Genomic DNA, 12,648 nt, shown 5'->3' with positions numbered 1-12,648 from the left:
GAATTTTTATGAAACTATATAGTTTTCAAGAACATTTATTAGAATTAAAAATAAGGCTTCTTAGAATATTTACTGCTTCTATAATTATATTTGCTATTTGCTATTATTTTAGCGACTATATTTATAGTGTTTTATTAAAACCGCTTGCTAAGCTAAGCGGTGATACGGTACGAAATATAATTTATACAGGACTTACAGAAGCATTTTTTACCTATATTAAACTTGCAGCTTTTACTGCTTTTACTATTATTATACCTATAATTGCTTTGGAGTGTTATTTATTTATCAGTCCCGGGTTACACCGCCATGAAAAAAAAATTATCGCTTTTATTCTTTTTATGTCACCTATTTTATTTTGGTGCGGTAGTATTTTTGTTTTTTACTTTGTAATGCCGAAAGCTTGGAATTTTTTTCTTAGTTTTGAAAAACGTGATATGATAGTACCGATAGTTTTGGAAGCAAGAATTAGTGAGTATCTAAATTTAGTTATTCATTTAATTATTGCTTTTGGAATTGCTTTTCAACTACCAGTTGTGATAATTATATTAAATATACTAAAAATAGTTAAGGTACAAACACTTAAGCAAAAAAGACGCATTGCCGTGGTAATTAACTTTATTATTGCAGGAATATTAACGCCTCCTGACATTTTAAGCCAGTTTGCTCTTGCAATACCGCTACTTTTATTATATGAAACTTCAATAATGATATGTAATTTTATAGAAAAACTGAGGACACTAAATGTTAAATATCAAATGGATTAGAGAAAATCAAGCATTGTTCGATGAAAAGCTTAGCCAAAGATTTATTGAACCTATGTCTAGTAAAATTGCTATGCTCGACAGAGAGAAAAGAAAAATTATGAGTTTAATTCAAGAATTTCAGCATGCACGTAAGGTAAAATCAAAGATTTTAGGTAATATGGCCTCTAAAAGCGGCGAAGAGTTTGAAGGGTTACAAAGAGATGTCAAACATATAAATGAGAAGTTGGAAGCACTTGAACAGGATCTAAATAATAATAACGAATTAAATGAACTATTAAATATGTTTCCTAATATTCCGGACGAAGAAGTACCTTACGGAATGGATGAAAGTATGAATAAATTAGTTCGTACTTACGGAGAGACAAATCCAAATGCTTTGAATAAACAGCATTTTGAACTAGGTATAAAATTAAATTTAATGGATTTTGAACAAACTGCTAAAATTTCTGGAACTAGATTTGTAACGTTAAAAGGTGATTTAGCAAAGCTAGAACGTGCTTTAATTAATTTTATGATTGATGTTCATACTAAAGAGTTGGATTTCTTTGAGATATCACCTCCGGTATTAGTTCGAGATAATGCTATGTATAATGCAGGACAACTACCTAAATTTGCCGAAGAGTCTTTTGCAACAACAAATGGTTACAGACTAATTCCAACCGCAGAAGTATCTTTAGTAAATATAGTCGCCGATACTATTATACCAAGAGAAAAATTACCGATGCGTTATGTTGCTTACACCCCGTGCTTTAGATCAGAAGCAGGTAGTAGCGGTAGAGATACAAGAGGTATGATTAGATTACATCAGTTCGGTAAAGTTGAGCTAGTATCTATTACTACCCCTGAAGAATCAAAAAATGAGCATGAATATATAACTAATGCATCAGAGACTATTTTACAAAAACTGAATCTTCCTTATCGTGTTATGTTACTTTGCACTGGAGATATGGGATTTGCGGCAAAAAAAACCTATGATATAGAAGTATGGCTTCCGGGACAAAAGCAATATCGCGAAATTGCTAGCTGTTCTAATTGTGGAGATTTTCAAGCACGTAGAATGAAAGCAAGATATAAAGAATTCGGCAGTAACGAAACTACCTTAGTTCATACTTTAAATGCTTCAGGATTACCTATCGGAAGAACTATGGTTGCAATACTTGAAAATTATCAAAATGAAGATGGATCAATAACTATACCGGATGTCTTGATAAATTACATGGGAGGATTACAAAAAATCACTGCCTATAGTGAATAATTGTTTATTAAATATAAAAATAATAAGATAAAGTTTCTAGTTGTTGTTAAATTGGCTTTGTTGCATGGCTCTTATGTCATTCCTGCGAAAGCGGGAATGACATCGAGTAGAGGCCTACGGCTGCTCGCAATGACGACTCTAGCATCCACGCAGGCAAAGTTCATTAGTATATACTCCTGTGCAATGAAGAGTTGTTATACGAAGTTCAACTTGGAAAAGAACAAGGAGTCTGTAAGCCGAAGGGCAGAGCGTATACTTAATACGTGAGCATCCGAGGACTTACAAAGACGACGTAGCCAATTTGTCAAGTTGAACGAGTATACAAAACGATAATTTAAATTCAGGTTATTTGTGTTTAGTGATTTACGAAAATTTGACAAAGATATATATAATTACAATGCTCCTAATTTTATACCTATAGCATGTCATTATAATGAAAATACTTTACTTACCAAAGACGGTAAATTACTACAAATTATCAAAATACATGGCATTAACTCAGAGAAAATAAGCGATAACATACAAAATTTACGTGAAATAGTTAGAGCTTCTATAAAAAAAAATATAAACGATTATGATTTTGCTTTTTGGCTACATACAATACGAGAAAAACAAAACTTAGACGATTCAACTCCTTACAAAAAATTATTACCGGCAAATATTCATACCCTATGGCAAAGAAAAAACCATTGGAATGATAAATTCGTTAATACTTTATATATATCTATAGTACATGATTCTGCTAAAGTTAACATCAAAAATTTTAACTCTTTAATAAATTCTTTATCTAATAAATTAATTACTGATTTTGAAAATAACTACTTAGATTCAGCTTTTCAAAAATTAGACAATATCACTAATAATATTTTAAACGATTTAAACGAATTCGGTGCTGAAAAACTCGGTATAATATTTGAAAATGATAATGTTTTTTCTAATCCTTTATTTTTATATAATCGAATAGCTAACCTTAATAATAATGATTGTTTGGTACCTATAATAGATTTATCCGATGCACTAGGTAGAAGTATTTATACAATTAGCAGCGATAAAATGGTAGTTACGGATCATGAGAAAAATAATAAATTCGCTTCTTTACTATCTATAAAAGAATATCACGAAACTCCTTCTAATACACTGGATAAATTTTTACAGTTACCGATTGAATTAATAATAACTGAAATATTTTACTTTGTTAGCAAAAAACAAGTAATATCCAAATTGCGTGGTCAAGATTATATTCTAAAAATTACTAACGACTCAACTTTACTTAATCACAAAGGGATTAATAAGCTTGATGCAGCTAATTTAGATTTTCAATTTTGTAATCAGCAAATTTCAATTGCCGTTATAGAAGAAGATGAAAATAAACTAGATGCAGCCGTAGCTAAAGCATCAACCGAACTTTTTAAACTTGGTATTATTCATGTAAAAGAAGATCTTAATATTGAGCAAATATTTTGGTCGCAATTACCTGCTAACTTTGCCTTTATACGTAGAATGTCGCCATTATCCGTAGAGCATATTGCTTCTTTTACCGCTCTTCATAATACTACACTCGGTAATCAATATAATCCTTGGGGTAAGGCTATAACTTTACTACGAACCGAGAAAGGTACTCCATATTTCATGAATTTTCATGATAAAACGAATAAAGGTAATACTTGCATCTTTGGTACGGAAAAAACCGGCAAAACCGTATTATTGAACTTTTTAATATCAGAATCGACTAAATACGATCCAACAATAATTTATATCTCTAATAATAATGATTCTAAAATTTTTATCGAGGCAATAGAAGGCAAATGGTTAGAACCGGACAAACAAATTATCAATCCATTTTTAGTAGATGATACAGAAAAATCACAAGCATTCATTTTAGAATTTTTAAAATTAATCAGTGGTCATTATATTTCACCTCTTAGCGAAATAGAGATATCATTTCTAGAGAAATTAAAAAATAAAATTTTATCAATTGAAAAAGAAAAACGTATTTTTTCCGATATTTTAAAATTAGAAGATTTTAAGGAGGAAGGAGGAATACAAATACTTGATAAACTTAAAGTTTTTACCAAAGAACAATTATATTCCGGATTATTTGACGGATCGTCTCTTAACATTGAAGAAGGGCAAGTTATAGGGTTTAATTTATATAAACTTTCTGATGAGCCGTTTTCTAAACAATTTTACCCGACGGAGAGAAAATTTTTAGAACAATTTAATAATAATTTAAAGAAACACCAAAGTATTAGTGCAGCAGTAATTTATGCTTTTACTTATCATTTAAGTCTAGTTGGCACAAAACCTAAAATATTTGCTGCCGATAATTTTGATAAACTTTACAGACCTGAGGTTTATTATGATAATATAAATTTAATCTATAATAATTTGTCTCAAAATAACGGTATTTTCGTCAGTAATTTCAATTTTATTTATCTTAAGTCATATCCAAAATATACTATAAAACCTTGGCTTGATTTAATTAATACTAAAATTATTCTACCGTCTGACGTTAAAATAGAAGATTTAGATAAAATTTTAGGTTTAAGCGAGCCGGAAATACGAAAATTATCACAGCTAATACTTTCTGCAAGAATGTTCTTAATTAGTAAGGATAATGAATCGATAGCTTCTGAATTAAGTATTGCCGCTTTAATAGGAGTTGTCCGTATTTTATCAAGCAGACAGGAGGAAATGGATATTTATAAAAAAATACTTGAACAACACCAAGGTCCTCCGGATAATTGGGTTAATTACCTATATAATGAGTTAAATACGGACTAATATTTCACTCTGTCATCCCGTGATTTATTATGGGATCCAAAAAACATTTAAAAGGACTGGATCCCACTACAAGCTCGTGGGATGACAATAATTTATTATGAACTATAAAAACAACGAGCATAAAGAATACTCAAAGTGTTAAAAAAATATTTACTATTTTTCTTATTTTCATTTTTCTCATTTAATGTATATGCATCTATTTGGGGTGATATAGCCGATTGTCTTAGCGATCCATGTAATTGCGGTCAAAGTGAGAGAACGGAAATTTGGAATAAGGATGGAGGCATCAATGCAAAACCAAGAGGGCCTTTTAAACCAGGCACATTATGTCCTCCTTGGAATAAAAGCGACGGTCGCGATAATGATACTTGTTTATTAAAATTTGATTACCCAGGTACATTTATCGGTTTTTTACTTAATAGATGTGCAGAAGAAGCCCCTGATAGTAGTTACTTTACTCCAAAAATTCGTATTAGAGTTCAAAGCTGTAATGCCGTAGCTTGTTGGCACCAAAACTCTACTTTAAATTGGGATGGAGAATGTGTATTATGGCCTACAGGTTACGGTCTACCTCTAACTAGAGTCTGTGCTAGAGTTGCCGTACCGGATATGCCTCCACCTCCCGGGATAAATGCCCCACCTTCCCCTGCGGATCCAGGTTATACCGATGGAGTACATCTCAATAAAGTCGGTTATACAGAAACTGATAATAAGATAATCGGTATAGACGGACAAATAATTACTTTAAAATCTCCTAAACTTTGTGCTTATAGCGATCCTGGACTTGTTAACCTTGTTTCAGATTCTGGTGTACATCTTGATCCGATGGACTGGAATCCTAATCGTCAACCTCTTCATCACACTAACGAACTTAGCCCTATTGCAAAAGTATTAAAATTTTTAGTTGAAACGATAAAAGGAGTAAGTTTACCAAGTTTATTAGGGCAGCTTCTTGGTATGATAAATCAAGATTCAGAATTTATAAAAGTACTTCAATCAATACTTAATGCAATAGGAGAGATTTTCAAATTTTTTCCTGCTTTAATAATAAAAATTATTGAAGCACTTGGGTCATTAAACGGCTCTGTAGATAGCTATTCTTTTGGTTGTGTACAATTACCTTTAGGGCCTTTTCCACCGCCATATTGTCCAAATTTAGATTATATTAGCATTAATGCGAGTGCTAATAATGTATGTAGCATAAAAGATGCAAGCGGCAAGTTTGACCAATCTTCTACTAGTCCGGCTTGTGTAGTGCCATCTAATATTAATGTTAAAAACAATATTGTTAATAATACCATACGTGTTAGCTTTAGCAATCTTGTTCCACTTTGCACGAGTTCTTCCTCTGACCTCAAAACTTGTGTAGAACCACGTAATATAGATTTTTCTTCAGCAAAAATTACTCATACTAATACAGCTTTTAAAGATTTAATTAAATCGTGTAAGAATACTTCAGGCGACACTCCATGTATTAATACAGAAATTTCTACGCCATGTAGTGTTACAGCTAACGGTTGTAATGAGGGATTTAGAATAGTATATTCGCAGAAAATTGGAAATGTAGAAACACCCAGCGATTACTACATAAGCGATATACCGGACTGTCCAAGTTCTAATTCAACTACCTGTCAAAAAGTGTGGGGAGTTAATATCGGCGAATTTAAGGATGTAAGCGTAAAATTTCCTGAGGTACAAAAGCAAGATACAGCTAGCTTAATGCCTATAAAGACAGATGTCACCTTAAAAGACAATAACGGTAAAGATAGAAAGCTTTATGTCTCTATTAGTAATACCGAAGACGATAAGCAAAATCCTAATAATATTTGCTTATTTGAGTCTGGTAATTTAATAGATTGCGTACCGAGAGTAAATCATTCTTACAGCTTAGCTGCTTACGAATGTGCAAAGCAATATGCCGGAATTACCTGTACTAATAATAGCAATCCCAACGATGCTTATTATAAACCGCAATTCATTGCGTCAGTACAAGTAAGAGAAGGCGATAATATCATAGATGAAACAAGCACTCTTGTAACGCCGTTAGCATACGCCGGACCTCCACCTCCCAACCCCACTGACACAGAAAGCATAGTAATGCTTGCCGGTTATAAGTATAGTTCTTCCGTTGCGTTTATACCTAAAGATCCACCAAAAGATCCAAAGGAAGATAAATATATTGCTATGCCGTTTTCAGGAGAGAATGCTCTAAATCAGTTGACTATTCACGGTAAATATAAAGACGATAAAGAACCTTATGATAGTAATGGAAATCCTGACTCAAGTGCGGTATATTTAAAATATTTAGAATATATAAACGGTAAATATATCCAAGGTGGAACGCATGCCTGCTTGATGCCGAAAAATTTCCAACATTGTAACCCTATGCTGCGTCCTACTTTACCTGATGGATCACCTATTCCCGGTTACAATAATGACTCGACAAATTGTGTACTTGCTAAACTCAACAACAACGATACTATAAATTGTAAAGATTTTAAAAATAAATATAACGTTAAATATCCAAATCTTGGCTTATGTAAAAAAGATACAGATCTAACGCGCTGTACTCTAGAAGAAACAGTGTCAGGTCCAGGAAGAGGTATTACAATTTATACTTGCAATATAAATAAGATTCCGAGTAAATGCTATACCAATAACGATAAGGCTAATACTCCAATATGTGTTTTAAGTAGGGATTATACAGATAGAATCGAGCCGAAACCTAACATAGGACCAATATTAGTACCGGTAGATCCTTCAAAATATTATACAGTGACATATACAAAAGGAGAGAACAATACTCCTCCTGAGCCGACATATAAAGCTGAGACTGAAGATGTAAGAGATAAAACTTGGCAAGAGCTAAATCTTTGCGCTCCTATATTAGTACCTACTTGTGCTAAAATTCCTAGCACAGAGAAAGCTCCTTCCGGTAACAATCATGGTAATGCAGAATGGCCTGAAAGCGATATAGGAGAACTTGCAAAAGGAAAATGCCCGACGAATTGGATACCTATTGATCCTAATAAACCTTTAGAACGCCATTGTTTATCATATTTTGATAGAAAGGTTGTCGAGTTTGAACCTTTAGGCCAAAATGTCGGCTGTAGAGAATCTAAAGGACTACCTATAAAAGTTGGTTATAACGACTTTCCATCAGACCAATTACCTGAGACCCCTTATAATCCGGTAACTAAAATAGGTGACTATATCTTAAACAAAAAACCGGTACCACAGGGGAGCATTATGGCATTTCCAAAGGATGGAGCATTTATAGAGGCAGCAAATAAACCGGATAATACAATATTGCATACTGTAGAATTCAAAGTAACTTTAGATGCAATAATGGACGATATTGAGTATTTTGAAGTAAAAGATTTATGGTATGATGATTGCGCATTAATATATGTCAACGGCATAAAGTTACTTAGCCTCCCGACTAACGTTGATTCTCTAGATGAGAAAAGGTACTGTAACAATGGAAATGACCAAGGTCAAGCATTACAAGCTAAAAATTTACCGATTGATATAAAGCGTTATTTAAAACAAGGAGAAAATACTATAAGATTCCAGCTAAGAGTTATGTTTGGTGGAGGACTATATTTCCACATGCAATATAAAATGAAGAGATAAATAAATGAGTTGGATTATTTTTTATACGGTAATCGCTGCTTTACTGATTCTCGATTTGGGAATAATACACAAAAAAAATACCATAATGAGCTTTAAAGAAAGCGTACTTTTTAGTCTTTTCTATCTTGTAATAGCTTGTTTATTCGGTATCTATGTTTACTATAATATGGGGGCAGATCATGCTCGTGAATATTATACTTGTTTTCTCATTGAGAAAGCTATGTCACTTGATAATATTTTTGTTATCTCTATTATGTTCCAATTTTTTAAAATTCCCGGGCAATATCAACATCGTGTTTTATTTTTCGGTATAATAGGCGTAATAATATTCAGAGCCGTAATGATTTACGGCGGTATTATTCTTATAAATAAATTTGCCTGGTTATTATATATTTTTGCCGTAATACTTATTGCTACAGGTATAAAAACTTTCTATGTATCACATAAAACTTTTGATATACAGAATTCTTATATTTGCCAGTCAATAATAAAAAATCTAAATATTACCCCTAACCTTGAAGGGGATAAATTTGTTGTTAAACGCAATAACAAACTATATTGTACTCCCCTTTTTATATCTCTAGTACTGATAGAAGCAATAGATTTAGTTTTTGCTATAGATAGTATACCGGCAATATTCGCAATTACTAATGATGTTTATATAATTTATACTTCAAATATTTTTGCTATTTTAGGGCTTAGAGCGTTATTCTTTTGTTTAGCAGAAATTGTAGAACGTTTCAGTTATATAAAATATTCTTTGGCTTTAATTTTAATATTTATCGGCTTTAAAATATTTATTCATCATTATATAGCGATTCCGGCATATGTTACGCTCACTGTAACTATTACTTTATTACTATTTGGTATAATTGCTTCCATAATTAGGAACAATATGATTGACCATTAATAAAGGGGGTATATAATATTTTTTTATTTTTTAAGCAATTATAATGACTAAATTACTAAAATTATTTTTTATTACTATCATCATTTTTAATAACATTGCTTTCGCAAAAGAAACAGGGGTCTATATAGGAGCAGAAGGCGGAATAGTTGAACTGGTCATTAGTAAATTCCGACATAAACACTCAAATACCGAAATAATTTTAAAAAAATCAAGTATGTATAGTGGGAAAATAGGCTATATAATATATCCACAGATAGCTATTGAATTCTCAGCAACTTATCAACCTAAATATCGTCTGCACTACGTATTACCTCAGCAAAATTTAAGTAATGGTCTCACTATTCCTAAAACCCCAGGTAATACTACCGTATTATCAAATATATATATGCTAAATCTTATTTATGATTTAGAAAAAATAAAAACTTTCACACCTTTTGTAATACTTGGAGGTGGAATAGCACAAGTAAAAGTTAAGCCTACCTCTTCTAGGTGGAGTGTTATAAATAGCGATTATTTTAAAGTAAGAAAAACTCATAAAAATTGTGTTGCTTGGCAAGCAGGTCTTGGAATTTCACAAGATGTAACTTCAAATTTAAGTATTGATGCAACTGCAAAATTACAAACAGCATATAGAGTAAGAATTAATTATGATACGCTTGATATGAAAACGGGGCAATTCGTGCCAGCAAATCCTATCAAAAAAACTATAGCCGTTGGAGAATTTGGCGTAGGATTTACTTATAGATTGCCATTTTAATAATTCTGTGAAATATTTATATGAAAGCTACAATGTCATCCCGCGGTCAAGCCGCGGGATGACACGAATAATTCAACTATATAAGGAAAAAATATGTCTCCAAAAGCTACTAACTCTTCTTCTACCCCTAACGGTCATGATAAGATGGCAAAAAAAACACATTCCGTACAATCCGTTGTTAACGGTGTGGTTTCAGATCATAACACTTATGATGAAGTACCGTATGAAAGCTACCCATATGCTTTTACAAATCCTTATCACTTAAGTACACTTGCAACTCTTTTCGGTGTAAATGCTCCTAAAGTCGAGAATGCAAAAATATTAGAGCTTGGTTGTGCAGCAGGCGGTAATTTAATACCACATGCAGTTCTTTATCCAAAAGCTCATTTTGTTGGGGTTGATTTGTCTAAGGTACAAATTGACGAAGCAAATAAAAATGTTAAAGCACTAGGATTAAAAAATATAGAGTTCCATCATTGTTCGATAACCGATATTGACGATTCTTTCGGTAAGTTTGATTATATAATTTGCCATGGCGTAATTTCTTGGGTACCAAAAACCGTTAGAGATAAAATTTTTGAAGTTTGTAATAAAAATCTTAGTCCAAACGGAATAGCATATATTAGCTATAATACCCTCCCTGGCTGGAACATGGTCCGTACTATTAGAGATATGATGATGTATCATTCTAGCTCATTTGCAAATGTACGGGATAGAATAGCTCAATCTAGGTTGTTACTAGAATTTGTTAAGGATAGCTTAGAAAACTCTAAAACTCCTTATGCAGAAGCATTAAAAACCGAAGCAGGGCTACTTGCTAAACAAACCGATCATTATTTACGTCATGATCATCTAGAAGAAGAAAATGCTCAATTCTACTTCCATGAATTTATGAATGAAGCAAGAAAGCACAATTTACAATATTTAGCCGATTGTAATCTTTCGACTATGTATCTCGGTAATATGCCACCGAAAGTAGTAGAGCAGTTAAAAGCGGTAAACGATATAGTTAGAACCGAACAATATATGGATTTCATTACGAATCGTCGTTTTAGAACCACTTTACTATGTCATAGTGATGTGAAAATTAATAGAAATATTAACAATGATGATATAACGAAATTTAATATAATCTTTAATATAGTGCCTGAAAAACCACTCAAAGAAGTAGATCTTAATAATGCTTCCGAAAATTTAAAATTCTTCTTAAACGGCAATAAAGACTCTAACTTAACAACTAGTTCGCCTTATATGAAAGCTATTTTATACACTTTCAGCGAAAATCTAAATAATCCGTTAAGCTTTGAGAAAATAACCACTGAAGCTAATAAAAAGCTACATAATACTAAATTAAACGAAATCAAAGCTGAGCTTTTAAATAATGCAATGAAGCTAGTACTACAAGGTTATATTAGTATTACAAATCAGAAGTATCGAAATAACCCTGAGCTTGATAAGCCTAAAACAACAAAAATGGTGATACATCAAGCAACCCATACACCTTCTATGTGGGTTACAAATTTAAGACATGAACCGATCGGCGTTAATTTCTTTGAGAAGTTTGCACTTAGATATATGGATGGTAAACATGATAAAAAAGCAATCATTGAGGCTGTACTTGGTCATGTAGAAAAAGGCGAGCTAACTTTGAGTAAAGAAGGTCAAAAAGTAGAAAACAAGGAAGAAATACGCAAAGAACTAGAAAGCTTATTTATTCCGATGATCAAGAAATTTTCTTCTAATGCTTTGTTGGTGTAGCCAATTTGCACTCTGTCATACCGTGGTCTTGCCACGGTATCCATGATACTAAAGAAAAATTATTTATTGATTCTCCTACGCCAATGGCGTATAATTATTATGAGTAAAAAACTGATTTCAGTTGTTGAGCTTCCAGAGTTTCAAAAATTCGCTAAGAATAATTTAAATGAAAAAGAATGCTTTAAAATAATACATTACATTGCTGCTAATCCTGATCAAGGTGATATAATAAAAGGCACTGGAGGTATAAGAAAGTTACGATTTGCTTTAAGTAGTAATAATAAAGATCAAAGTGGCAGTATAAGAATAATTTATTTTTACTACAATGAAAATATGCTGGTATTTTTAATAACAGGTTTTATAAAAAGCAAGATGGAAAATATTAATCATAATAGTTGTAATGAATTAAAAAAACTAACTGAAGAATTGGTAAAATTATATGTCGGAAGAGGCAAAAATGAATAATAAAAATATTAATCAAACCGACAAAAGTATATTAATTGGAATGCAAGAGGCTGTTTTATACACTAAAGAAAAATTAAAAGCAAATAAATATGATATAAAATTATCTAATATAGACGTACATGAAGCAAGAGATAAGTTAAAATTAACACAACAACAATTTGCTACAACATTTGGAGTGAGTGTTGCAACTTTAAGAAACTGGGAACAAGGCAGAAGATTACCTACCGGAGCTGCAAAATTACTTCTCAAGATTATTGAGAAAGAACCTAATGTGGTAAAACGAGTTTTACGAGGATAAAATAGAGATAAGACACAACCT

The 12,648-nt window shown here is 32.0% G+C and carries 9 protein-coding genes and 1 pseudogene; all 10 read left to right on the top strand.

From position 1 onward, the window contains the following. Window positions 1-8: 8 nt before the first annotated feature. The 10 genes and pseudogenes from tatC to MCC_RS06495 all read left to right on the top strand — a co-directional run bounded on the left by tatC (window position 9) and on the right by MCC_RS06495 (window position 12,627). Window positions 9-764, top strand: a complete 756-nt coding sequence (gene tatC, locus MCC_RS06540; protein ID WP_014409049.1) for a twin-arginine translocase subunit TatC — start codon at window positions 9-11, stop codon at window positions 762-764. Continuing rightward, on the top strand, window positions 742-2,019 hold the full coding sequence (gene serS, locus MCC_RS06535) for a serine--tRNA ligase (protein ID WP_014409048.1): 1,278 nt from the start codon (window positions 742-744) through the stop codon (window positions 2,017-2,019). The genes tatC and serS overlap by 23 nt, the downstream gene beginning before the upstream one ends. 210 nt (window positions 2,020-2,229) lie before the next feature. Then, window positions 2,230-2,332 (top strand): annotated as a pseudogene (locus tag MCC_RS11290) (palindromic element RPE5 domain-containing protein). Between the two features lie 38 nt (window positions 2,333-2,370). Then, on the top strand, window positions 2,371-4,803 hold the full coding sequence (locus MCC_RS06525; RefSeq protein ID WP_014409046.1) for a VirB4 family type IV secretion/conjugal transfer ATPase: 2,433 nt from the start codon (window positions 2,371-2,373) through the stop codon (window positions 4,801-4,803). Between the two features lie 135 nt (window positions 4,804-4,938). Continuing rightward, window positions 4,939-8,439 (top strand): hypothetical protein, encoded by a 3,501-nt coding sequence (locus MCC_RS06520; protein ID WP_014409045.1) that lies wholly within the window; start codon window positions 4,939-4,941, stop codon window positions 8,437-8,439. A 4-nt stretch (window positions 8,440-8,443) separates the two neighbouring features. Beyond that, window positions 8,444-9,349, top strand: a complete 906-nt coding sequence (locus tag MCC_RS06515; protein WP_014409044.1) for a TerC/Alx family metal homeostasis membrane protein — start codon at window positions 8,444-8,446, stop codon at window positions 9,347-9,349. 43 nt (window positions 9,350-9,392) lie between these two features. Next, complete coding sequence (locus MCC_RS06510) at window positions 9,393-10,106, top strand: outer membrane protein (protein ID WP_014409043.1); 714 nt, start codon at window positions 9,393-9,395, stop codon at window positions 10,104-10,106. A gap of 93 nt (window positions 10,107-10,199) precedes the next feature. Next, a complete protein-coding gene (locus MCC_RS06505; RefSeq protein WP_014409042.1) occupies window positions 10,200-11,864 on the top strand; it encodes a methyltransferase regulatory domain-containing protein in 1,665 nt (554 codons plus the stop codon). 42 nt (window positions 11,865-11,906) lie between these two features. Then, window positions 11,907-12,329, top strand: coding sequence for a type II toxin-antitoxin system RelE/ParE family toxin (locus MCC_RS08580; RefSeq protein ID WP_081498446.1), 423 nt, complete (start codon window positions 11,907-11,909; stop codon window positions 12,327-12,329). Continuing rightward, entirely contained in the window at window positions 12,322-12,627 is a 306-nt protein-coding gene (locus MCC_RS06495; RefSeq protein WP_014409040.1) for a helix-turn-helix domain-containing protein, read from the top strand. The genes MCC_RS08580 and MCC_RS06495 overlap by 8 nt, the downstream gene beginning before the upstream one ends. Window positions 12,628-12,648: the final 21 nt, after the last annotated feature.

The organism is Rickettsia rhipicephali str. 3-7-female6-CWPP (assembly GCF_000284075.1).
GTDB lineage: Bacteria > Pseudomonadota > Alphaproteobacteria > Rickettsiales > Rickettsiaceae > Rickettsia > Rickettsia rickettsii.
Note: the sequence above shows the minus strand (reverse complement) of the source record. Positions and strands in the feature narration are given on the sequence as shown.

Bases quoted from the DNA above. Each gene is read 5' to 3' on its own strand.
- MCC_RS06515 (WP_014409044.1), top strand. From the start codon at position 8,444: ATGAGTTGGATTATTTTTTATACGGTAATCGCTGCTTTACTGATTCTC.
- MCC_RS06495 (WP_014409040.1), top strand. From the start codon at position 12,322: ATGAATAATAAAAATATTAATCAAACCGACAAAAGTATATTAATTGGA.
- MCC_RS06505 (WP_014409042.1), top strand. From the start codon at position 10,200: ATGTCTCCAAAAGCTACTAACTCTTCTTCTACCCCTAACGGTCATGAT.
- MCC_RS08580 (WP_081498446.1), top strand. From the start codon at position 11,907: ATGATACTAAAGAAAAATTATTTATTGATTCTCCTACGCCAATGGCGT.
- MCC_RS06510 (WP_014409043.1), top strand. From the start codon at position 9,393: ATGACTAAATTACTAAAATTATTTTTTATTACTATCATCATTTTTAAT.
- tatC (WP_014409049.1), top strand. From the start codon at position 9: ATGAAACTATATAGTTTTCAAGAACATTTATTAGAATTAAAAATAAGG.
- serS (WP_014409048.1), top strand. From the start codon at position 742: ATGTTAAATATCAAATGGATTAGAGAAAATCAAGCATTGTTCGATGAA.